General features: G+C 62.7%; 21 protein-coding genes, 1 tRNA gene and 1 pseudogene. 7 read left to right on the top strand and 16 right to left on the bottom strand.

The features are described 5' to 3' along the window. Positions 1 to 291: 291 nt before the first annotated feature. From J6497_RS01175 to J6497_RS01210, 8 genes are all read right to left on the bottom strand, one after another. Complete coding sequence (locus tag J6497_RS01175) at positions 292 to 1509, bottom strand: NnrS family protein (RefSeq protein ID WP_225702391.1); 1218 nt, start codon at positions 1507 to 1509, stop codon at positions 292 to 294. After that, positions 1506 to 2249, bottom strand: coding sequence for an ABC transporter ATP-binding protein (locus tag J6497_RS01180; protein WP_225702392.1), 744 nt, complete (start codon positions 2247 to 2249; stop codon positions 1506 to 1508). Before J6497_RS01180 ends, J6497_RS01175 begins: the two co-directional genes overlap by 4 nt. Then, the gene (locus J6497_RS01185; RefSeq protein ID WP_225702393.1) at positions 2246 to 3064 is read right to left on the bottom strand and encodes an ABC transporter permease; all 819 of its coding nucleotides are present in this window, start codon (positions 3062 to 3064) and stop codon (positions 2246 to 2248) included. The genes J6497_RS01180 and J6497_RS01185 overlap by 4 nt, the downstream gene beginning before the upstream one ends. Next, positions 3061 to 4032 (bottom strand): ABC transporter substrate-binding protein, encoded by a 972-nt coding sequence (locus tag J6497_RS01190; protein WP_225702394.1) that lies wholly within the window; start codon positions 4030 to 4032, stop codon positions 3061 to 3063. The genes J6497_RS01185 and J6497_RS01190 overlap by 4 nt, the downstream gene beginning before the upstream one ends. Before the next feature lie 107 nt (positions 4033 to 4139). Further along, a complete protein-coding gene (locus tag J6497_RS01195; protein WP_225702783.1) occupies positions 4140 to 6296 on the bottom strand; it encodes a TonB-dependent receptor family protein in 2157 nt (718 codons plus the stop codon). A gap of 759 nt (positions 6297 to 7055) precedes the next feature. Continuing rightward, entirely contained in the window at positions 7056 to 8141 is a 1086-nt protein-coding gene (locus J6497_RS01200) for an HlyD family secretion protein (RefSeq protein ID WP_225702395.1), read from the bottom strand. 4 nt (positions 8142 to 8145) lie between these two features. After that, positions 8146 to 9267 (bottom strand): non-hydrolyzing UDP-N-acetylglucosamine 2-epimerase, encoded by a 1122-nt coding sequence (gene wecB / locus J6497_RS01205; protein WP_225702396.1) that lies wholly within the window; start codon positions 9265 to 9267, stop codon positions 8146 to 8148. 28 nt (positions 9268 to 9295) lie between these two features. Beyond that, a complete protein-coding gene (locus tag J6497_RS01210) occupies positions 9296 to 10627 on the bottom strand; it encodes a glycosyl transferase family protein (RefSeq protein ID WP_225702397.1) in 1332 nt (443 codons plus the stop codon). 657 nt (positions 10628 to 11284) lie between these two features. Here J6497_RS01210 and J6497_RS01215 point away from each other — a divergent pair. Both J6497_RS01215 and J6497_RS01220 read left to right on the top strand, forming a co-directional pair. Then, positions 11285 to 11614, top strand: a complete 330-nt coding sequence (locus tag J6497_RS01215; protein WP_225702398.1) for a hypothetical protein — start codon at positions 11285 to 11287, stop codon at positions 11612 to 11614. Between the two features lie 75 nt (positions 11615 to 11689). Continuing rightward, positions 11690 to 12139, top strand: coding sequence for a TOBE domain-containing protein (locus J6497_RS01220; protein WP_225702399.1), 450 nt, complete (start codon positions 11690 to 11692; stop codon positions 12137 to 12139). 252 nt (positions 12140 to 12391) lie between these two features. On the opposite strand, the gene J6497_RS01225 is transcribed toward J6497_RS01220, so the two are convergent. Further along, positions 12392 to 13609, bottom strand: a complete 1218-nt coding sequence (locus tag J6497_RS01225; RefSeq protein ID WP_225702400.1) for an FAD-dependent monooxygenase — start codon at positions 13607 to 13609, stop codon at positions 12392 to 12394. A gap of 154 nt (positions 13610 to 13763) precedes the next feature. On the opposite strand from J6497_RS01225, the gene J6497_RS01230 reads away from it, so the two are divergent. After that, positions 13764 to 14369: a TetR/AcrR family transcriptional regulator gene (locus J6497_RS01230; protein WP_225702401.1), complete on the top strand. Its 606-nt coding sequence runs from the start codon at positions 13764 to 13766 to the stop codon at positions 14367 to 14369. 283 nt (positions 14370 to 14652) lie between these two features. On the opposite strand, the gene J6497_RS01235 is transcribed toward J6497_RS01230, so the two are convergent. Both J6497_RS01235 and J6497_RS01240 read right to left on the bottom strand, forming a co-directional pair. Next, on the bottom strand, positions 14653 to 15177 hold the full coding sequence (locus J6497_RS01235) for a tyrosine-type recombinase/integrase (protein ID WP_225702402.1): 525 nt from the start codon (positions 15175 to 15177) through the stop codon (positions 14653 to 14655). A 198-nt stretch (positions 15178 to 15375) separates the two neighbouring features. Further along, positions 15376 to 15460 (bottom strand) — tRNA-Leu (locus J6497_RS01240). Positions 15461 to 15611: 151 nt separating this feature from the next. On the opposite strand from J6497_RS01240, the gene J6497_RS01245 reads away from it, so the two are divergent. After that, positions 15612 to 16148, top strand: a complete 537-nt coding sequence (locus J6497_RS01245) for a disulfide bond formation protein B (protein WP_225702403.1) — start codon at positions 15612 to 15614, stop codon at positions 16146 to 16148. Between the two features lie 878 nt (positions 16149 to 17026). Here J6497_RS01245 and J6497_RS01250 read toward each other — a convergent pair. The 3 genes from J6497_RS01250 to J6497_RS01260 all read right to left on the bottom strand — a co-directional run bounded on the left by J6497_RS01250 (position 17027) and on the right by J6497_RS01260 (position 19036). Continuing rightward, complete coding sequence (locus J6497_RS01250; RefSeq protein ID WP_225702404.1) at positions 17027 to 17461, bottom strand: hypothetical protein; 435 nt, start codon at positions 17459 to 17461, stop codon at positions 17027 to 17029. Between the two features lie 17 nt (positions 17462 to 17478). Then, positions 17479 to 17847, bottom strand: coding sequence for an ElaB/YgaM/YqjD family protein (locus J6497_RS01255; RefSeq protein ID WP_225702405.1), 369 nt, complete (start codon positions 17845 to 17847; stop codon positions 17479 to 17481). Positions 17848 to 17923: 76 nt separating this feature from the next. Beyond that, positions 17924 to 19036, bottom strand: coding sequence for an AI-2E family transporter (locus J6497_RS01260; protein WP_225702406.1), 1113 nt, complete (start codon positions 19034 to 19036; stop codon positions 17924 to 17926). Positions 19037 to 19272: 236 nt separating this feature from the next. On the opposite strand from J6497_RS01260, the gene J6497_RS01265 reads away from it, so the two are divergent. Together J6497_RS01265 and J6497_RS01270 are read left to right on the top strand one after the other, a co-directional pair. Continuing rightward, complete coding sequence (locus J6497_RS01265; protein ID WP_225702407.1) at positions 19273 to 20064, top strand: L,D-transpeptidase; 792 nt, start codon at positions 19273 to 19275, stop codon at positions 20062 to 20064. Positions 20065 to 20071: 7 nt separating this feature from the next. After that, positions 20072 to 20698 (top strand): DUF2865 domain-containing protein, encoded by a 627-nt coding sequence (locus J6497_RS01270; RefSeq protein ID WP_376708143.1) that lies wholly within the window; start codon positions 20072 to 20074, stop codon positions 20696 to 20698. A gap of 6 nt (positions 20699 to 20704) precedes the next feature. On the opposite strand, the pseudogene J6497_RS41150 reads toward J6497_RS01270, so the two are convergent. Further along, a pseudogene (locus tag J6497_RS41150) lies at positions 20705 to 21137 on the bottom strand (methyl-accepting chemotaxis protein); the annotation flags it as partial. 129 nt (positions 21138 to 21266) lie between these two features. Here J6497_RS41150 and J6497_RS01285 point away from each other — a divergent pair. Further along, complete coding sequence (locus J6497_RS01285; RefSeq protein WP_152535447.1) at positions 21267 to 21422, top strand: Thivi_2564 family membrane protein; 156 nt, start codon at positions 21267 to 21269, stop codon at positions 21420 to 21422. 54 nt (positions 21423 to 21476) lie between these two features. On the opposite strand, the gene J6497_RS01290 is transcribed toward J6497_RS01285, so the two are convergent. Continuing rightward, a complete protein-coding gene (locus J6497_RS01290; protein ID WP_027579253.1) occupies positions 21477 to 21677 on the bottom strand; it encodes a CsbD family protein in 201 nt (66 codons plus the stop codon). Positions 21678 to 21679 lie beyond the last annotated feature (2 nt).

Consider the following 21679-nt stretch of genomic DNA (forward strand, 5'->3'; position numbering starts at 1 on the left):
CAGTAAGGAATTGTCCTGACCACGGGCACCCTGATGATCGGCCTCTCCCGAACGACTCTGGCCTGCTGCGCATGGGCTGCGGCACCAAACGTCCCCAGACTACACAGCACCACGGCCATTCCGAGAGCTACGGTCATTATCCTCATGCGTCGACCTCCTTGCCACAGAGGCAAACTAACGAGCACCTCTTCATGATTGTTCCAGCTCCGCCTCGCTTAAAGGCGACGGTGGGGGACGCCGGAATCGCGGCGCTTGATTGCTGGCGCCGTCGGTAATCGCCCTCGCCGGCAGTCAGGGTCGTTCGGCATGATCGTTCTTGCGGAACGGGTTGCGCAGCAGCGGGATGAAGCCGATGAGCCAGACCAGAAATGCGCAGGACCAGAGAGCCGCGCTCAGGGTATAGTGAACGCCGATCAGCGATGTTCCCACACCGATTTCCGGCAGCACCCGGGTGGCTGCGGCAGCGACCATGAGGATGATGGCCAGATGCGCCTGCCACGGCAATTCGAGGGAGCGCCCGGTGTGGCGCAGCCCGGCAATGACGAACACGCTCAACACCGCGAGCCCCAGGCTGCCGACCGACAGCATGTGCAAGCCCGAGTTTACCGAGAGAGGCGCGCCGAGCCCTGCAAGGCCAATCAACAGAAAGCCGACGCCACCGAACAGATTGGCGCCAGCCAGCGCAAGCACATGCGTCCGGAAGACGGCGGGTCCGATGAACCATTCTGCGAGGCGATCGAAAAACGCGGCCGCCACGGCGAGCGCCAGATAGGCGGGCACCAATGACGTCGGCGCGACAAGTGCGGCCACCGCATAGACCGCCACGAGCCCGGCGGTGAGATTTTGGCGGCCGGGGTGCGGCCGATACGGCGTGGTCTCGCCGCTCGGATCGAGCGCAAGATTAATGACCACGATGTTGATGCGCGCGAGCGCAAGCGAGAACAGGACAAGGAAGACCATCAGCGCCGACGACAAGAGCCGGCCGGCGAGACCGTCGAGGCCCGCCAGCCAGGCCAGGCGGATGCCGAGCTCCAAGAGCCAGAACAGTGCGACCCAGCAGGCAAAGGACGTGTGCCGCGTACTGCCGCGTTCGATCAGCGCGCTCACAACGTACCAGAGCAGCAGGCCGAGAAACGCAAGGTCGCCGACCGCCGCGATGCCGATGAGCGCATCGGGCCCGACCAGGCCGATGATCCGTGCCGGTAGCCACAGGAAGAGGAGCGCGAGGAGCGAGCGGCCCTGGCGCGGACGCGTATTGGTCCATTCGGGAACCGCCGAGGCGAGGAAGCCTGCAAGCGCAGCGCCGTAGGTCCCGAAGATCATCTCATGTGCATGCCACTGGCTCGCGGGAACAATCGGCGCGAAAGGCTGGTCGAACGCAAAGACGACGACCCAGAGCAGCGGCAGCAGGACGGCATGAATCGCTGCGACCGGAAAGAACAGCCGCAGCCCCTCGACAAGCCAAGGGCTTGTCGTGTCGCGGCCGGCGGGAGCGCAGGCTCGCGTCACGATGCATGCTCCCGCGCGCCGTCGAACAGCTCGTGAAATGCCGGATCGCGCGACCACGTTTCGACGATATCGAACACCTCGCGATCAGTTCTTGTCCCGGGGGTGCCGTCGATTGATCGATCCGTCGCGAAGCCTTCTCCGTTGCCCGAAAGTGCGACGAGACGATGCGCGACACGCACGGCTTCCGCCAGATCATGGGTGACGAACAGCGCGGAGAAATGATCGCGCGCGGCGGCTTCGATGACGAGGTCCTGGAGCACGCGCTTCAATCCGACGTCGACGGCCGCGAACGGTTCATCGAAAAAGACGATGTCGGGATCGACAGCCAACCCGCGCGCGACCGCCACGCGCTGACGCATCCCGCCGGACAGTTCTGCCGGATATTTGTCGAGGTCGCGCGCGTTCAAGCCGACTTCTGCGGCGCGCCGTTCGACCGCCTTCGCGCGCAGCTCCTTTTCCACTCCGACCGAGCGCAGGCCGTAGGCAATGTTGTCGCGCGCGGTCATCCACGGCAGCAGTCGCGGCTCCTGAAACACGACCGCGTGCCGCCGATACTTGCGGTGCAGCCGCCCCTGCGACGGTTCGATCAGGCCCGCCGCGATCTGCAGCAGTGTCGTCTTACCGCAGCCTGAAGGTCCGACCAAGGCGATTACCTGGCCGCTGTCGATCGACAGATCGATCTTTTCAAACACCTGGCGGCCCAGAAAGGCATGGCCGATCGCTTGGAGACGGAGCTTCATCGCTTCACGCCCCAAGGCAGGCCGGCCTCGCGCCAGCGTCCCAGCCAGTCGCGTAGCGGGTGGATGAGCAGGTATTCGGTGGCCAGGACACAGGCGACGACGGCCACGATCAGCGCCATGACCCGCGGAATGTCGAACAATGCCCGCGCCGTCGCAAGCTCGCCACCGATGCCTCCCGAATTGGAGAGAAGCTCGGCCATCACCGTCACCTTCCAGGCGGTGCCCGCCGTGGTGGTCCACGCCGGAAAGAGATAGGAGACCAGGTGCGGCGCCGTGACGGTCCGGAAGCGCATCCATGCGCTCGCGCCGAAGGACCGCGCCATGGCATCGAGCGCACGGTCCCGTGTCACGACTCCTTCGAGACCGCCTGCAAAGGAGATCGGCAGGCCCGCGACGACCACGGTCATGATGGCGGACCCTCCGGTTGATCCAAACCAGACGAGCGCCAGCACGATCCAGGCGATCGGCGGGACACCGAGCACAACGGTGATGATGGGACGCATGAGCCGCATTGCGGCGAACGAGTAGCCCGCGATGGCGCCGGCGATCGTGCCGAACCCGACGGCCAGGACGAAGCCGGCAGCGGACCGCTTTGCTGTTTCCTTTGCGGCCTCGGCAAAGGTCGGCTCCCGGATCAGAGCGGCCAGTGCCTCCAGCGCTTCGAGCGGTGATGGCAGAATGAACGAACCATAGAACTCATGGCCGGCCTGCCAGGCTGCCGTCAGACAGCACAGGCCGGCCGCGCCTGCCCATGCCGACCAGATCGTGCGGCCGAGCCAGCCGAGGAAAACCAGACCTGGTGCGACCTCTCTCACAATGCGTAGAACGCGTCGCTGGGCAGCTTGCCGCCGATAATCCGGGGATCATCCTCGGCCAGCAGCGAGAAAAACGACTCCAGGTCGGAGCGAACTGAGGATGCCGGCAGCGCGATCAGATTGCTGTACGGGACCGCCTCCGCGACGACGGGGCTCATCACACCGAATTGAGCCACCGAGGCCAGCGAAGCGCGCAACGGATTGTTCACGACGAAATTCACGGTCGCCTGCAAGGCGTCTTGAAGCGTCTTCAGTCCGTGCTGCCCGATCCGGTCGACGAAGCCGCGGGTGACGGCAAGACCGGCCTGCGGAATGAAGCCGCTGCCACCGATTGTCCGCGACCATTCCTTCTGGCAGTCGATCGCCCGCGCAAGATGCGTCAGGCCAAGCTTTGCGCGCAGGATCGCGGCGGTCGCAGCCGGTTCCGCCAGAAGCGCTGCGTCGACCCTGCCTGCGAGCAGCATCTGCATCGCTTCCGGCGGCGTGCCGCCATAGTCGAACTTGACGTCCTTCTGGGGATTGAGCCCGGCTCTTGCCAACAGGCGCTGCAGGACGAAATCCGGCATGTCGCTGCGAAACGGCACGGCGATCGTCTTGCCGCGGAGATCCTCGATGCCCATGATCTTCTCGCCTGCCACGACGTAGAGCAGGCCGCGCGTCATGATGTTGAGAAGACGAACATCGAGACCTCGATTATGGAGGTTCGCGGCCACATTGGTGGGAACGATTACGGCCTCCATCGTGCCCGAACTCAGGCCGGCACGCATCTCGTCCGGCGTACGCCATATCTTGAATGCGGCCGACGCGTCGATCTCCTTGAGAGCACCACTCGCAACGGCATGCGCGAGCACAATCGAGGGCGCGGCCGGCGGCCCCCAGAAGGTCAGCGGCCCTGCGGCGATGGCCAGGCCCGGCCGCGGGATGACGGCCGCGCCGGCGGCAGCAAGAAAGGTGCGGCGGGTGAGCATGGTGGTAGCCTTCCTCATTGCAGTGCGGGCGCGTCGGCCGTATGGATTGCCTGCCCCCGGCCAGGACCGGCGCTGTCGACATCGACCGCCATGCGTCCTCCTCTCGTTCAGAATGCCGCCCTGATCCCGGCGTAGAAGCCTCGGCCGTCCCCAGGCAGGAATGCTGCCTGGTCGGGCCTTGCCTGATCGACGATCAGGACCGACGAGGCATAGGTCTTGTTGAACAGGTTCGTGATTTCGCCGAAGGCGCGGAAGTTCTTGTCGATCCTGTATTCGGTGCGTAGGTCGACGACCGCGTAGGGATCGGCGTAAAGCGTGTTCATGTTGTCGACGGGTATGCTGGCTGGGCTCCAGCGAACACCCGCCTGCATCATCCATGCGTCCGTCGCCTGGAATTGAAGCTGGGCGTGGATCAGATGCGGCGGCGCGCCTGCGAGACGGTTGTTGCCGCGCAATGGATCGTTGACGAAGCGGAAGTCCTGGTAGGTGTAGGCGATGCGGGCCGACCACCGGTCGTCGAGCCTGACACCGGCCCCGAGTTCGATGCCGAAATGCGTGGTGCGGTCGGCATTGATCGCGCCGATCGAGGCGCCGGTGACGTCGCGCAGGCTGAGAAGCTCGTTGTCGATCCAGGAGAAATAGGTTACGGCGTCCCACGAGAAGCGGTCTGCGCGACCGCGCCAGCCGCCTTCCACCGTGGTTGCCGTCTGCGCCTTCAGGTCGGGCGTGGTGAACACCGCCGCCGCCAGCATCGGATTGGCCGGGTTAGGCCGTCCGGCGCTGGAGTTCGGTGTACCGTTGATGGTCGCAATCAGGTCGTCATGAGTCGGCGGCTCGAAGCTGCGGCTGCCGGCGACAAAGACTGTCTGCGTTGCGTCGGGACGGTAGGACAGGGCAATGCCCGGAGTCCAGCCGCTGTAGGTGCGCGCGTAGCTCGTGTCCTGCGTCGGCACCGCGCCATTCGGCAGAAGCATCGAGGGATTGGCCGGATTATAGGCAATGGTTGGCCGCGTCGACCCCCCGTACAGATCGTCGTTGTCCCGTGTCGCGTAAGAATAGGAGATCGTCGGCGACAAGGTAACCTGCCGCCATACCGGCACGTTTAGACCCGCGTACAATGACAGCGTCTGGGCCGTCAGCTCATTGTGGCCGAACTGCGCGCCCGCCTGACCGCCCTGATTCAGATAATAGCCGCGATCGGCGGAGCCACCCGTATATTGAACAGTTGCTTCGAGCAGCGGCAGCAGGCTCGCGGCGGGATTGTACGCATAGCGAACCAGCCCTGTGAAATCACCGCCCTGTGTCGTGCGCACGCCGGACGAGATGGGGAAACGAAACATATCGTCGGTGTATGTGTAGCCGGCAGCGACATCGAACAGATGCGCGTCGAAAGTCGCGGTGGTGCGCGAGCCGATCAGGAACTGGCTCGCCTCGCGACGCGGCTTGTCGCGGACGACGTTGGGCCCGGGGTTGATCGCGCCGCCCGGCGTGACGGTTGGTCCAGTGAAGACCTGCCGCGGGTCGGCGTACATCGCACTCTTGGTCAGCGGGCCGGCCACATCGAAGTTGAGGTCGGTATAGCCCATGAAGAAGCGGGTCTTGACGTTTTCGGACAGCGCAACGCCGACATTGCCGCCAACGCTGACGCGGTCCGACGAGTTGTAGTTGCGGAAGCCGTCACGCCGGCTGGCATCAAACTGGAACAGGCCGTCGACGCCATCCTGCCGGAAGCCGGTCTGTCCTGAGACATTGGCCTGTCCAAAACTGCCTCCGGAGGCGGAGAAACGAACGCCGGGGCTGTCCGAGCCAATCGGCGACACAAAGTTCAGTGCGCCGCCTAGCACGGTCGCGCCGAGGCGATTGGCCAGATAGCCCCGATACACCTCGATCGACTGGGCCTGCTGCGGATTGGCGAAGCCGACGATGTAGGAGCCGTCCGCACGATTGAGCGGAAGCCCATCTTGCAGCACGAGAATGCCGCGCTCGACCGGATTTTGTTGAAGGCCTGATCCGCGAATCTGGATACGAGGCTGATCGTTTCCTCCGAAGAAGTCCTGGACAACGACACCCGGAACGCTGCTCAGTGCCTTCGACACGGTGGGATTTCCCGTATTCGCGTAGTCTTCGCGGCCAACCACGCTCGCGCCGCCCCCGAGCGCACCGATTCTCTCCTGGGCAAGTGACGGCGCCGTCTCCCGCGCAGCGGAGCCCGCATTTGCCACGTCCGCACGCACCGGCGAGGGTGGTCTGCGCCGCGACGTCATCGACCGTTTGCGCTGAGTCGAAGGCGTGGCGCGCGGCGGCGCATCGACGGTGATGGGAACCAATTCGATCGCCGCACCAGGCGCAGCCGATTCCGCCAGAGAGTTCTGACTGGTTAGCGTCGGAAGCAGCAAGGCGGAGACGGCCCACGGCAGCAACAATCTCGCACTGCATCGGTTTGCCCCAAATGACGACACTCCGAAGAAGGGTCCCTTTCTGCTGTTCACCACACGTCCCCTATCCCTTCGCGTCGCACGCATTGCCCCAGGCCGGTCCAACCGACCGCGCCCCCTGATGAAATTGATGTTTGAACTGGATGGCGGTCCTGCCATCTCGATCGGCGCGCACCGTGGACGAGCGCAATTGCGAATTATTTGCGCCAGCGCAAAGAGCGGCAGAGCTTCAAGCTATTCCAAAAAGCTTGAGATGCCGTCTGTAGCGCACGGAGGGTGGGAGAGACCTGCCCTGAACTTATCCGCGAGCGGCCGATGTCGTGCCTGTCGCAGCCCGCGGATTGTCCGACAGCGACAAGACGCTCGAGACGAGCGCCTTCCAAGCGCCCGCGACGACCCGGTGCTGAACTCCGGCGATCAAGCGCCGTGCCGAGAGTTAGCAGGAGTACGGCGAATTTCGTGCTGAGCCATCGGGATGGCTCTTCGAATCGTCATCCCGCTCTAGCTCTTTGCTTGAGCATGATCTCCGCGCAAACGCTTCGCGTTTGTCGCGAGGGAAAACCGGTCTCCACTTTTCCGGATCATGCTCTAGCGCACATATCCTTCGATTCGTTCGATGTAGTTCATGAAGCGGGGCATGACTTTCTGAAGTATGCCGGCGCCGGAATCGCACATGTTGAAGTAGCAGGTGGAGATTTTTACTTTTTGATCGAGGGGGAGGGAGGCGGCGTCAGGGATCGATATCTTGAAAATCTGCCCCCTCTGGCGCACATCGCCCGGGATCTGGAATTCAGGCGGCATGGCATCGGTCATGGGCAGCAGGTCCTCCACCACTCCTACGATGGACTGCGTGTAGGAACGCACATAGACGCGCTGGCCGACCTTGAGATCGAGCAGATAGCTGTCCGGTAGATAGGCGAGGATGAAGCTCGGGCCTGTGTAGATGGTGGCGATGTCATTGCTGCCCGGTCCGAGCACGGCTCCGGCGCTCATGACCTTGCTGCCGACATATCCGGCGACCGGCGCATACAGCGCTCCACCGGCATAGGCGCGCTGCAACGATTCATACGTGTCCGACACCTCCTTGAGCGCGCTTTGATAAATGGCCAGTTCTCCTGCAAGCGAGACTCGCTCTGCTTTCAGGGACTGGTGCTTCTCTGCCGCCGCAAATGCCGCGCTGGTCATGTCGGTCAAGAGCTTGTCCACCACGAGGCCGTTCCTGCTCGCGCCGGCTATCTTGTCGAGATATTCCTGCGCCTGCCTGGCGTTGGCCTCGGCGGCCGGCAGCAAGGCACCGATTGCAGCTTGCCTCGTCTCGATCGCCCCGATCCGGGTATTGAGCCTGGCCTTCTCAACGGCGAGCTCCGCGAGCGTGCGGGAGACGGATGTCGATTCGACGATGGCTATCTTCTGCCCAGCCTCCACTCTGTCTCCCGGGCGAACGAAAACCTGCCTCACACGCGTTTCCTGAAAGGGCGCGCCGATGGCGATATGCTCGCGCGTGACCATCCCGGAGGCCTTCAGCAGCACGACTCCGCCGGAGATCAGGTAGACGAGGATTGTGCCGGTGACGGCGAGGCCGATGGAGATGAGGACAAGGTTCCTGAACCGGCTCCAGCGCACCTGGCTGACGTTGAGTGGCGCACTCGGCGCATATTCTTCTAGAGTTGCCATCTTTCTACTCGGCGGCTTGCTGCATCGGACTGACGGTAAGAATCCGCTCCGCTATGCGGCGCGCCGCTTCGCCGTCCCCGAACGGATTGCGGGCCGGCAGAAGCTGCGGGGCATCGGAGCTGGTGAGGCGTCTCACCGCGGCGGTAATCGCATCGCGGTTGGATCCCACCAGCGTCCCAAAGCCGGCCTCGACAACCTCGGGCCGCTCCGTGCTCTCGCGCGTGATGAGGATGGGGAGACCGAAGGTCGGCGCTTCCTCCTGGACGCCGCCCGAATCGGTCACGACCGTCCATGACCGGCTGAGCAGGAAGACGAAGTCGGTATATTGGAGAGGCTTCAGCAAGCGGATATTCTGTTGCGAACCGAGCGCCCGCACGACCTGCGCCCGGATATCAGGGTTGGGGTGAACGGGAAGGAGGATCAGCTTGTCGCCGTCATTTCCAAGCTCGCGGAGTGCCTCGAGAATGCAGTCCAGGGGCGCCCCGATGTTCTCGCGCCGATGCAATGTCGCCAACACGAGCTTCCTGTCGCGCGGGAGGTTCGCGATCTCGTGGTCGATCGGGACATAGCCTCCGGCGAGCCTGGAGCGTGCATAGAGCAGGGCGTCCACCGCAGTATTGCCAACCACGCTAACAAGATCGTGCTGCACACCCTCGCACAGCAGGTTATCGCGCGACCGCTCGGTCGGCGCGAAATGCAATGTTGAGGCGATCGTGACGAGCCGCCGGTTGAACTCTTCCGGCCATGGCGAATGAAGCGTCCCGGTCCGCAGCCCAGCCTCGACGTGCGCAACGGGGACATGGTTCAGAAAGCCCGTCAGCGCACCGGCCGCAGCGGTCATCGTGTCGCCTTGCACCACGACCCAATCATACTTCCCCGACCCGAGCAGCGATTGCATCTGTTGCGTGATCAGCGCGAACTTGCCGGCGAGACTGGGCTCCTGCATGACCCCAGTGCCCGCATATGTAAGCTGGATTTCGAACAGACCCAGCAGCCCATCCGCCAGATCGATATGCTGCCCCGACCAGAAGACATCCACATGCGCGCCGGCTTCGCGCAGGGCGCGATGGACAGGACCGAGCTTGATGATCTCTGGCCGTGTGCCAAAGGCGACGAGGATGCGCATATCTGTTGTTCTCTATGTAGCCGGGAGATCAGCGTGTGGCGGCCAGGAAATCGTCGGGGACGTCGTGGGTCGTTTTCGACCACACGATGGGCGAGGTGGCGAACTGCGATTCGCCCAGATAAATTTTCCACGCGCGGAAGGTGGCGACCATGTTGATGTACAGGGCTACGGGCCATCGTATCGCGACGCCGAGCCAATCGAGCCTGCCGTAGACCCGGTAGCTGGAGGTCAAGCGCGCGACATAGCGAAACACCACAGCGAGAAGATTGAACGACAGAGACCATTGGAAGAGCTGATACATCTCGCGCGGCAGGGTCTCGGGATCGATCAGATCCGCAAGCGCCAGGATCATCAGAACGATGGATCCCGGGGCCAGGAAGTTCGTAATCATTCCCTTGCGATCACGCAGGAAGAAATAGATGTCCCAGAGCTGGCCTTGCCAGCCGAGCTTGTGCATCGCTTCGAACGCGATGCCATAGACCCAGCGGGTCTTCTGCTTGATCGAGGCTTCCAGATGCTGGGGGAAGAACTCGCGAGTTGCGACATAGTCGACCCCCTCGTCGGCCTGCGCCGACGTCGCGGCGAATATCGATCTGAAGCCAGCGCGCTTGGCCTCGACGCCGAGGATGTAATCCTCGGTCACCGTGCCGGACATCAGGACCTGACCATGCGTCTTGAGAAAGTGTCTGACGAGCGCCTGCGTCAGGCAGGTGCCGACGCCGGCGGAGGGAATGGCGGCTCCGACCGCGTTGCGCACGATCAGTTCGCGCGTGTGGCGCTCGGCAAACTCCTCCATATAGGTCGAAGCCACATAGGCCCGTCTGCGGCGGCTGAGCGAGAAGACGGGAACCTGGATGAAATCGAATTCGCCCGCATATTTTGCGTAGACATCAAAGCTGCGTGGATCGATGACATCCTCGCTGTCGTGCAGAACCACGAGGTCGGGAGCCTGCTCACCCGCAAAGGTCTGGGCGAACATCTCGTTGAGCATCTGCCCTTTGGAAGTGGGGCCGGGCAAGCTGTTCACAATGACCCGCACGCGATCGGGATGGGCCGCGGCGAGCGCTTCGGCAACGCTTCGCGTGCCTACATCGTTCGGATAGACGCCGAGGAAGATTGACACGTTCGGATCATCGATCCGGGCGAGGTTGCCCTCGACCATTTTGCCGATGATGTCCTCCTCGCGCCAGTTGGCGACGAAGATTGCAATATTTGGGATCGGACCTGGCTTGGCGGAAGCGCGCCGAAACGGGAAATGCGCGATGCCGAAGGAGAGCAGATCAATAAAAATGTCGTCCAGTGATGATAGGTTTATCAGCAGGCTGACGAGCAGGAAAATCGAGACCAATATTTCGTTCATGATTCGGAGCGGGCTCGCTCCCTATTTGGGGGACCCGCGATACAACCTTTCAAAGCGCATAAGTTTGGTCGCTACTGCGACGGCAACTGGGATCGCGATCGACGTTGCCAGTATTCACCCATTCTGATCGACAGTTGATCTGCATCAACGGAAGGCAAGACTTGTGACGATTTAATTTTCATTAGTCATAAGTTAGTCATAAGATGGAACGGTCGCCCTTAAGCCAAATCCACGCGGGCATCCATTCCGGATAATTACGGCCACGCGGCCTGTGCTTCGCCCAAACTAGCAGACGCTGCCGGTAGCAGATGCGTAGCAACGCCCCGCAGCGCGCAGCTTTGGCTGCCGGACCACTGTCATGCGGTGTGATGGGCGCTTGAGCTTGAAGTTGATGAGGTCGCGGCCCGCGATCCATCAGCTGTTTGAATTGAGTAATGTCCTCTTGCGAGGAGGAAAGAAGGCGCAAGGTCGACGGGAGTCGGTGCCTTATGTCCCCGCCGGCGATCTAGCGCTCGATCGATTGACACGCCCGATTGCAGGCGTCAGCCAATCCATGCAAGCCGCGACGCCGCAATGCTTAAAATGCCAACGGTTTTCTTCCGCGGTTTCTCATTTTTCGTCCCTAGAACAATCAGGTGACGGAAATGGGGGCGATCGATGTCTATCCTCGCGAAGGCATTGCGGTTGACGGGAACGGTCTGGCTGTGGGCGGCGGGCTTGCTTATCGTCTCCAGTCACCTCATCGTTCTGCATCTGGACGGCTTCTGGGCGCTCGTTAACCTCCTCAACCCGTGGAACATCGCGAGTATGCTGACGCTGGATCTCGCAGCGGCTCCCGGATTGCTGCTGCACATGGCGGCTGATCAGCTGACGACAACCTCGTCTCAAACAGATAGGCCGAGTGCCTACGCTCACTTTGCGCGGCGTTCGTTCAGACCGGAACTGCCGTCCCTCGTGCCTTTGAAAAATGGCGCGCCGAATAGTTAATAACCCACCATTGGTAAGCCCTGATCTTTGACAGCGGCGAGCTATTCGCTGTCTGCTGCGGCACGGACCTGCATTGTGGCTCTGTCTGATGGGACGGAGTTGACGCTGGCCTGCGCAATCGGCGCTGCAAAGCAGCCGGGACTTGTCCCGGCGTTCGCGACGGTGGAAATGGCCGAAGCTGACGGCGCCCTCTGGGCTCGCCACGAGGGCATTCGCATCAAGCTGCCGGCCGAGCTTGCGGATCGGCTCCGGCGGCATGTGGGCGAGAATGTCACGCTCGGAATCCGGCCGGAGGATCTGCGCGTCGCATCCGGCGGCGACACGGCCGATCTCAGCTTCGATGCCGTGGTCGAGGTCATCGAGAAGCTCGGCTCCCAGATTCTCCTGGACGTGAGAGTCGGTCCCAACACGATGGTGGCCGCAGTGGAGCCGACCGTCAAAGCGAAAGTCCACGATCGGCTCCGCCTCGCGCTGAATCCCGACCGGCTGTACTTCTTTGACCGTGTGTCGCAAGCGGCGATCTGACGGTCTTTCTTGCGTTAGAGCATGATCCAATCAGGTCGAATTGCAGCCGCTGCATTGACCGCTGCTCGGGCCAAGGCGTCGATCGCAAGCCTACGATGGGAGGCAGCGATAGTTGCCTCCGACTCATCAAGTAAGTCTAATGCTTCTCTGAGAAGAGATAGCGCAACCGAATGGCTGTCGATTGAGCCATGCACCATGATGCCATGCTCCTTCGCACGACGACTTGCCCGTTCAGCGGCTCTCCTTCAAAGCTCACATGTAGTCGGGTAAATGGAGCGAACTATGCACCTCCCGCGACGTGTCGCCAGGCATGGCCTCGGCGTCAGAGGAGCTTAAGCTAGCAAGCACCCGGTTGCGCGCATCGATCTCCACTTGGGTACGTGGCAGCAAAAAAGCCCCTCCGTCGCCGGCAAGGTTCTGATTGGCCACGGCGAAGGGCCGCATCAGCCTTTCGTAGGCAGCGAATGCGTCCGTGGGATCGTCGTGGGTCGCAAGTTCACCGGCGAGGATGTAGGCTCCGACCATTGCGAGGCTTGAACCCTGGCCAGACAAGAACGAAGGAGCGAAGGCGGCATCCCCGACTAACACCACGCGGCCCTTTGACCAGCGATCAAGGTGTATCTGGCTCACTACGTCATAGTAAAGATCGTCTGCCTGCTGCATCGCTTCGACTAGCTTCGGCACTTCCCACCCGACCCCGTCGAATTTTTCAGCGATCAGTCGACGCTGGCTCGCAGGGTCCTGGTGCCGGGAGAAGGGCGGTTCTTCAGAGGCAAAGATCAGAAAGGCATGCAGCGTCGGGCTATCCTTCACTGCCGACAGAACAGCATAGCGGCCTGGGACCGTATAAGTCAGCGATTCATGCGACAGCTCGAGGAAGTTGGGCGTGGTGAAGCCATTGTAGCAATAGCCCAGATAGTGGATGAATGGCTCCTCCGGCCCAAAGATTAGACGTCGCGTATTGGAGTGCAGGCCATCAGCGCCGATGACCACGTCGTAATTCTCGGTCGTGCCGTTTTCGAAGGTGACGGTCACGCCGGCACCATCGTCATCGAGTGATGCGATCGATTCGTTGAAAATGTAGCGGACCGACCCGTCCCGGGTCAGGCCATAAAGAAGCTTGGTGAGTTCACCGCGGGGCAGCTCAATGTCGCGGTTCTCTACGCCGCCCGTTATCTCTTCGGGGCGGATGGTGCCGGCGACGCTGCCGTCAGGAAGCAGAAAGGTAATGCGCTTCGCATGGATATGCGCATCTTTCAGGCCAGGCAGGATACCCATCCGATCGGCGACCTCAACCACAGGACCGCGCACGTCGATCGGATAGCCGCCGCTCCGCACGGCCTCAGCACGCTCGACCACTGTGACATCGAATCCAAAGTGATCCAGCCAGTAGGCGATTGTCGGACCGGCAATGCTTGCACCCGATACGAGGATGCGTCCTCCTTGATGGGTTGTGGAATGATCACTCATAGCAGACGCCTCCATCGTGATAAGATGCTATATGCATCCTATTTGGTTGGCGGCGTCAATAGGATTCGAGCCGCATCTTATGCTGCGCATGGCATGGGTGTCATCGGCTCCGATCCGATTGAGCCGTATGTGTTAATGGAGCGGATGGACCAGTATGCGCAGAAGCCTTGTAGGCGCCCCACCGCAGCGTCGTCGCGGTGCTGCGCTTGAGGACGCGTTGTTGGAGGCGGCGTGGGCCGAACTTGAGGAGCATGGCTATGCCGATCTGACGATAGAGGGTGTTGCACAGCGTGCCGGCACCAGCAGACCGGTTTTATCGCGGCGCTGGGCGGGGCGCGCCGAGCTGGCCGTCGCCGCGATTGGCCACCACTTCGCTCTTAATCCGGTTAACGTCCCGGACTTGGGCAGCGTGCGCGAGGAACTAGCACTGTTGCTGCGCAAGTGGTCAGAACGGGCGACACCCGCACCGGTCAGGTTCATGCTCGACCTGCGCAACGATCTCGCGCCAGCTCGTGGCGACTTGAGCGGTGTGCGCCGTAACCTTGCCGAACAGATCGGCGAAACAGACATGCTTGAGGAAATACTGCGACGCGGCGTCGCGCGTGGCGAAGTGGACGCCGAAAAGTTATCGCCGCGTGTGACAGCTGTCCCAATCGATCTAGCCCGCAATGAGATCTTTGTGACGCTTACGAAGCTATCGGATCAAGTGATTTACGAAATTCTAGACTTGGTGTTCCTGCCGTTGGTGCGAAAGAATTGATGCGGGCAAAAGAGGTAAGCCACTAAGACGTAATCAATAATCATACGCCTCCCAATTTGTCCCAGCGACACTTTGGTTTGGGTGATGGCGTCTCGTAGTGGCGAACAGGCTCCTGGGTTGACACATCAGGCTGACAACGCTCTTCATCATGCCGCAATTTGCGATTGTCGAGATCCGCTAAAATCGATCCGCTTCCCGCACGAGTTGCACAAGTGTCGACGACTATCACGTGAGCTTGCCACGGATCGAATTGGGCAACATTCCACGCCTGATGATGGGTGACTCAAGCCTGCGCGCCTCCCTTGATCGGTATCACCTTCTTGGGATCGAGCCAGTGGTCGATCCGATCAGCCCAATGCTGCATCAGCTTCGTGCGCGAGCCGATCAGTGCGAGCGGTCCGTGCTTCTTGTAGAGACCTTCCACAGTAGAGTTGTCGAGATGCGCGAGCTGCAGCTCGACGACATCGCCATCCCATGCCTTGGCGTCCTTGATCTCTTCGTGGTGAGACAGGGTCGAGAAGGTGGTCCGGAATCCGTGGGCACAATGATCGGTCTTGGTGTCAATGCCCAGCAGCCGCAAGCGCTTGTTGAGCGTGTTGTTTGATAGCGGCGCGTCCTTCGAGCAGGAAAACGCGTACCGGCGATGGCCGGTCAGCTTCTGAACGCTGCGCAGGATTGCAAGTGCCTGCCGTGACAAAGGCACGACATGGTCCCAACCGGTCTTCATTTTGGCGGCCGCGGCGCGGCAGTCGACGTCGGTCTTGATCTGCCTGGGGTTGGCGCCCGCGCCACGGTTCTTGCGGGCCATCTGCTCAAGTCCTTCGTCCGGAATAGCCAAAGTCACCGTGAACGTTTGTTCTCCCGATACCAACAAAAATACCAACAAATCGGACGGCTGGGATCGGATGAGAACAAACGGTGACGAACACCGATGTACGCGGAAAGGCCTGTTTTTCAAGGGCTTCCGGGCAGCGCGCGGACGGTTGCGGACGCTTTGGAACGGGCTTGGTGCCCCTGGCCGGAATCGAACCAGCACTCCTTGCGGAACTCGATTTTGAGTCGAGCGCGTCTACCAGTTCCGCCACAGGGGCATTCGCCCCATCAGCCCCAAGGCTGGCGTCGCGAAGCGGGCGGAATATAGCGGGCGGGGTGTTGGGGTCAACCCGCGCGGTTTTGATCCGGACGCGGCTCGACAGCGGCGGGTCCAGGGGATAGCACGTTGGTATTGCAGGAGCTTTAACCGTGACGCTCGCGACCGCCAATCCGCTGTCCACACGTACATCGGTCAATCCGGCGCTGGCGGCGTCGGCGGCCGTGGCGGTCATCGCGGCGGCGACGCTGGCGGGAGCCTGGTTCTTCCAACTGGTGCTGGAAATCCTGCCCTGTCCGCTCTGCCTCGAGCAGCGCTATGCCTATTATCTCGCGATCCCGCTCGGGGCGCTGGTCGCCTTCGTCGCCGGGAAGGGGGCGCCGCGGCCACTGCTGCTCGCAGGATTGGCGATCCTCGCGCTCGCCGCGTTCGCCAATGCCGGGCTCGGCGCCTACCATGCCGGCGTCGAATGGGGCTTGTGGCAGGGGCCGACCGATTGCACTGGGCCGGTCGGTAATCTCGGCAGCGCCGGCACCCTGCTGCAGCGGCTGGATACGGTGAAGGTGATCCGCTGTGACGAAGTGCAGTGGCGCTTCCTCGGTCTCTCGCTCGCCGGCTACAACGTGCTGATCTCGTTGCTGATGGCCGCCATCGCTGCTTGGGGCTTTGCGCGGACGACGCGCGCCTGATTGCGCGGGAAAGTGCGCTTCGCAGCGGGCGATGAAGTTGCGAGCCCGGAATCCACAGGCGGCCAACCGCTTTTCGTCATTCCGGGGCGCGCCTCTTGGCGCGGGCGCGGAATCCATCGGGCCGGATGCGCTGGGGGAGAAATGGATTCCGGGCTCGATGCTTCGCATCGCCCCGGAATGACGGCGGAGAAAAATTCGCCAGCGATTCCAACGTGATTTGGGTCGTCCAGTCCTCGCGCGAAAAACATTCCGCTTCCGTCGTCGGGCAAATCAGTGATTTAACTCCGCGCGTCTCATCCAAATGAGGGGCGGCTCGCGATCGTCACGAACGTTGCGGTGAGATGCGGTGGACGGGAGTGTTGCGACTGACGAGCGCGGCACTCACGGACGGCGAAGTCGTGTGGTTCTGGCGCCCCGACGCTGGCGCGAAGTTTTTTGCGCGAAGAAATTTGCGCGAGAGATGACGGTGGCAAGAAAGCCCGGTCACCGGGAAGGGCACGAAGTAAGCCGTAAACCACTGCGCAGGGAAAGCCGGTGTTGCTCCGGTTGACCTGTGGTCCTACCCCCGTGCTTTTTGTTGCACGGGGCCCACGGGTGCAACCGGCACCCGGCTTTCCCTGCGCCCTCACTTCAATGAGAGGGTGAAACGAGATGCAAAGCTCGGGCTATGCATGCCGCGAGAACGCGGACGCACATCCTCTCACCATTCTTCACCGTCATGCCCGCGAAGGCGGGCATCCAGTAATCGGCGGCCTCTCGGTTCAAGCTCAGACGCCTCTGGAATACTGGATCTTCCGGTCAAGCCGGACGATGACAGCGGAGAGCTGTTGGACAATTGAATGAGATTTCTCCGCTTGCAAGGACGACCGCTGCTGCACTCACTTCTCTCGTGGCGTCTCGCTCGCCGCGCTCCGGCTGGCCATCAGCCCCAGCGCCAGGCCGCCAATCGCCAGGATCGGGACCAGCCGTTTCACGCCGATCGCGCGGACAAGCTGCAGGCCGGTTGCGATCATCGCGGGGTTGGTGAGGAGGGACTGCCGTGCGGCCCGTGCCATCTCCTCGGCGCGCAGCCGCATCTGCCGCTTGCGTGCGACATACAAGCCGGCGGCGATCAGCGCGAGCACCACGAAGAGCGCGGCGCAGGCGAGGCATGCCCATATCGGACCGTAACTCTGCTGCACCCAAACAAAGAATGCCCCACACAGGAAAGCGAGCGCGATGAGCACGGTTACGGCCATCACGACCGCAAGCGACGTCAGCCGCATGGCATTGCCGGCCTGCTCCCTGACGTCACTGACCAGTCGCTGCAGCATGGGATGGCCGTCCGCCGCTACCTTCGCCAGGCTATGCCGATCAGGAAGCCGAGGCCGAGCGCCAGGCCGACGGTTGCCAGCGGGCGCTGGGTGATGACGTCCTCCAGCGTCTCCTCGATCGAGGAGGCCGCATCCTGCGCAGCGCCCATCATCGCGCTGCCGCGCTCCGACACGTCATCGACGGCGGATTCGGCGCGGTCGCGCGCCTGGTCGTATCCGCGGCGTGCCTGTTTTCGCGCGTTGCCGGCGAACGAGTTGAGCGCGTCGGTGATCTGGTCGGTCAACGCCGCGATATCGTTCTTCACCGCCGCCACGTCCTTTTGCAGGCGTTCATAGGTCGCTTTGTCCGTCATGTCCTTGAATCCGAAATCGCTTGTCGCCACCATCGAACAGCTCCCGAACCAATGTTGCTTGTCGGAAAACGCCGCGTCGGGAGCGAAGTTCCCAACGCGAGGATTGGGTTCATTCCTCCGGCAGATGCGGCGAATTGACCGGCATCAGATGCTCCTTGAGGATCAGTGCGACGATCAGGAGCGGCGAGGCCAGGAAGGCGCCCATCGGGCCCCACAGCCAGGTCCAGAACGCCAGCGCGATGAAAACGGCGAGCGCATTCAGGGCAAGTCTTCGACCGACGATGGTCGGAGTGATGAAATGCCCCTCGAGGAAGGTCAGCACGGTGAAGCAGGCCGGCGCGATCAATCCGGCGGCAATGGTCGAGAAACTAACGAGACCGACCAGCACCAGCACCACGAACATTGCAACCGGCCCGATGATCGGGATGAAGTTCAGCGTGGCAGCGAGCGCGCCGAGACCGGCCGGATTGGGCATGCCAGCGATGGCGCAGATGAAGCCGGTCGCGACGCCGACGCCGATATTAATCATGGTGACCGTGAGCAGGTAGTTGCCGAGATGCTCCTCGATCTCGTTGAGGATCCGCAAGGTGCGAAGCCGCAAGTCGCGATCGCCGAACGCCATGACGAGCGCCCGCCGCAAATCCTTCCAGCTCGCGATGAACAGGACCAGGGTGGCGATGAACAGCAGGAATTCGGCAAGGGTCGGCGACAGGAACTCCAGGGTCGGCTGCACCCATTCGATCTTCGGCAGCTGAAACGGAGTAAGCGTCTCGGAGCCGCCGATCATGCCCTGCAACTCCTGCCAGAGCGCGAGCGGCCGGTCGAAGATGTGCATCTTCTCCTTCAGCCGTACCGCGAGCTCCGGCAGCCGCGTGCTCCATTCCATCACCGGGGAGGAGATGAGCCCGATGATGAAGCTGGCGGCTGTGCTGACCGCGGTCACGATCAGCACTGCACCGACCGCGCGCGGAACGCGATAGCGCGCGAGGACGTTTGCCGCCGGCGACAGCATGGTGCCGACGATGAAGGCCATCGTGATCGGCAGGAAGAATGCCTTGGCAAGGTAGAGAACCGCGACCACGGCAATGACAAGCAGCCCTACCAGCGACAAGGCCACGAGTTCGGTGCGGCGGATGACCGGCGGCAGCTCGGCGTGGCCATTGGGTAAGGGTGTGCCTTCCGCGCCATTGGGCAGGAGACGCTCACTGGGAAGGACACGCACGCTGGTTCTCCCCGCGGCAGGCGCAAATCAGGGCGACGCGCGGCACTGCGCGCGGGCCTCGAAGGGAAATGCTTGGGGGCCAACTCCCCGACAGGCGTCAGGTTCCATCGCGCGATCGTGAGCGTTTGTGTCCTTGACTGATGCGGTCAGGCCACGGCGGCGCCGGAACCGCGAAGCTGTGGGCGGCGTTTGTAGAAGCAAAGCATCAGCGTGATGCGTATCCAATGGGGCAGCACATGACACTGTCATCCGCCATTTTCCGCCGATCCTCGCGCGCGGCAAACGCGCTTGTCTTCGCCACCAGCCTTTTGGTGACGCCAATCGCTCTCTCGAACTCCGCAACTGCGCAGTCGCTAGGCTATGCCTCGACGCCGCAGAACAGCTTTCCGTCCGACGAGGCGCTGACGCCCGAGGCGAGGGATGCGCAAGCCGGCGTGCTGCCAGAGCGGCTGCGACGCGCGGTGGTGCCGTTTGCGACCAGCGAAGCGCCGGGCACGATCATCATCGATACCGGCAACACCGCGCTCTATTATGTGCTCGGGCAGGGCCGCGCGGTCCGCTACGGCGTCGGCGTCGGCCGCGAAGGCTTCACCTGGTCGGGCGTGGAGACCGTCAGCCGCAAGGCGGAATGGCCGGACTGGTATCCGCCGGCCGAGATGATCAAGCGCCAGCCCTATCTGCCGCGCTTCATTGCCGGCGGTCCCGGCAATCCGCTCGGCGCGCGCGCGATGTATCTCGGCTTGAGCCAATACCGCATCCACGGCACCAACGATCCCTCGACCATCGGCAAGTTCGTCTCTTCCGGCTGCATCCGGATGACCAACGAGGACGTCATGGATTTGTTTGGTCGCGTCAATGTCGGCACCAAGGTCGTGGTGCTGTCCAAGCATGCGCCGGTGCTCGCCCGCGGGTCGGATACCAGGACCGCGATCAGCGTGCGCCCGGCGCCGTCGCGGCCGCAGGCGGCGGCGACCACCTCGCCGTCCGGCCAGCAGGCGATGCAACTGAACGTGTCGTCGGTGAATTGAGGCGAAGATGGCCCCGATACCGCATTGGCGATGGATGTTCGGTGCGACGGCACTCGCCGTCGCTCTCGCCGCGCCCGCGGCGCAGGCCCAGGATTTCTTCTCGCTGCTGTTCGGTGGTTTCGGCCGGCCTCCGATGATCCGGCCGCCCTTCGACGACGGCCCGCCCGTTATGCAGCGGATCGAGCGTCCGCACGGCTACGGCAGTGGGGGACAGGCGTATTGCGTGCGCACCTGCGACGGGCGCTACTTCCCGCTCCAGGGCTCCGACAACGCCAGTCGCGCGCAGAGCTGCAACAGTTTCTGCCCGGCGAGCGAGACCAAGCTGGTCTATGGCAGCAGCATCGACGACGCCGAGACGGACGACGGAGAGGCGTATTCGGAACTGCCGAACGCGTTCCGCTACCGAAGCGAGATCGTCGCGGGCTGCACCTGCAACGGCAAGGATCCCGGCGGACTGGCGCAGGTCAAGATCGAGGACGATCCCACCTTGCGCAAGGGCGACATCGTCGCCAGCGAGAACGGCCTGATGGTCGCGGGCCGCCCCGACAGGCGCGGTGCCGCGCTGCAGTTCTCGCCCGCGCCCGACCGCATCCGCGCCAAATACGGGCGCGTGCCGGTCATGGCGCGGGAGTGAGAGGGACTAGGCGGCGCGGATCTTGGCCAGGAAATCGGTGACCTGGTCACCGAGCTCCCGGCTCTGCGTCTCCAGCGTCTGCGAGGCGAGGCGAACGTCGTCGGCGGCGGCCGCCGCAGTATCCGCATCGGTCTTCACGCCGGTGATGTTCTCGGACACGTTCTTGGTGCCCTGTGCGGCAAATTGCGTGCTGCGCGTGATCTCCTGGATCGCGGCGCCCTGCTCCTGGACGGCGGCGGCAATCGCGGTCGCGACCTCGTTAACCTCGCCGATGATGCTGCCGATGCCCTGGATGGCGTCGCCCGCGACCTTCTGGATGTCGGCGATCTGCTCGGAAATCTCCTCCGTCGAGCGACTTGACCTCGGAGGCGACGACGGCGAAGCCGCGTCCCGCCTCGCCGGCGCGGGCGGCCTCGATGGTGGCGTTCAGCGCCAGCAGTATATTTACGGGGTGCGCGTTCGAAATGGCTGAGCTTCGCGCGCAAGCTGGGTTCCCTATCAGGAACCAGGCAAGCTTCCAGTCGTTAAGAAACCACTAAACGCCATTCACGACGTCCCTGGGGGCCGCATGCTCGTCAGCATACTCATCACGTTTCTGGTCGTTATCCTCGTCCTTTACCTGATCAACCTGCTGCCGCTTGACGGCCGCGCCAAGCAGATCGCGCGCGTCGTCGTGATCATCCTCGGCGTGATTTCGCTCTTGAAATACATCGCGGTGTTCTGACGCCGCACGGGCAAAAGCCCCCGGCGTCCAGCCGGGGCTTGTTCGGGCGAGAGCCTATCGCAAGCTTCGGAACCAGTCGTCCACGTCCTTGTGGATCTGGTCCTTGGCGAAACCGTAGCGCTGCTGGAGCTTGCCTTCGAGCTGCTCGCGGCGGCCTTCGATCACGTTGAGATCGTCATCGGTGAGCTTGCCCCATTTCTCCTTGGCCGCGCCCTTGAACTGCTTCCAGTTGCCCTCGATCCGATTCCAATCCATTG

The organism is Bradyrhizobium cenepequi (genome assembly GCF_020329485.1).
GTDB lineage: Bacteria > Pseudomonadota > Alphaproteobacteria > Rhizobiales > Xanthobacteraceae > Bradyrhizobium > Bradyrhizobium cenepequi.

Bases quoted from the DNA above. Each gene is read 5' to 3' on its own strand.
- wecB (WP_225702396.1), bottom strand. From the start codon at position 9,267: ATGCGCATCCTCGTCGCCTTTGGCACACGGCCAGAGATCATCAAGCTC.
- J6497_RS01195 (WP_225702783.1), bottom strand. From the start codon at position 6,296: ATGACGTCGCGGCGCAGACCACCCTCGCCGGTGCGTGCGGACGTGGCA.
- J6497_RS01215 (WP_225702398.1), top strand. From the start codon at position 11,285: ATGTCTATCCTCGCGAAGGCATTGCGGTTGACGGGAACGGTCTGGCTG.
- J6497_RS01290 (WP_027579253.1), bottom strand. From the start codon at position 21,677: ATGGATTGGAATCGGATCGAGGGCAACTGGAAGCAGTTCAAGGGCGCG.
- J6497_RS01285 (WP_152535447.1), top strand. From the start codon at position 21,267: ATGCTCGTCAGCATACTCATCACGTTTCTGGTCGTTATCCTCGTCCTT.
- J6497_RS01265 (WP_225702407.1), top strand. From the start codon at position 19,273: ATGACACTGTCATCCGCCATTTTCCGCCGATCCTCGCGCGCGGCAAAC.
- J6497_RS01225 (WP_225702400.1), bottom strand. From the start codon at position 13,609: ATGAGTGATCATTCCACAACCCATCAAGGAGGACGCATCCTCGTATCG.
- J6497_RS01210 (WP_225702397.1), bottom strand. From the start codon at position 10,627: ATGAACGAAATATTGGTCTCGATTTTCCTGCTCGTCAGCCTGCTGATA.
- J6497_RS01255 (WP_225702405.1), bottom strand. From the start codon at position 17,847: ATGGTGGCGACAAGCGATTTCGGATTCAAGGACATGACGGACAAAGCG.
- J6497_RS01200 (WP_225702395.1), bottom strand. From the start codon at position 8,141: ATGGCAACTCTAGAAGAATATGCGCCGAGTGCGCCACTCAACGTCAGC.
- J6497_RS01180 (WP_225702392.1), bottom strand. From the start codon at position 2,249: ATGAAGCTCCGTCTCCAAGCGATCGGCCATGCCTTTCTGGGCCGCCAG.
- J6497_RS01235 (WP_225702402.1), bottom strand. From the start codon at position 15,177: ATGGCCCGCAAGAACCGTGGCGCGGGCGCCAACCCCAGGCAGATCAAG.
- J6497_RS01270 (WP_376708143.1), top strand. From the start codon at position 20,072: ATGGCCCCGATACCGCATTGGCGATGGATGTTCGGTGCGACGGCACTC.
- J6497_RS01230 (WP_225702401.1), top strand. From the start codon at position 13,764: ATGCGCAGAAGCCTTGTAGGCGCCCCACCGCAGCGTCGTCGCGGTGCT.
- J6497_RS01190 (WP_225702394.1), bottom strand. From the start codon at position 4,032: ATGCTCACCCGCCGCACCTTTCTTGCTGCCGCCGGCGCGGCCGTCATC.
- J6497_RS01250 (WP_225702404.1), bottom strand. From the start codon at position 17,461: ATGCTGCAGCGACTGGTCAGTGACGTCAGGGAGCAGGCCGGCAATGCC.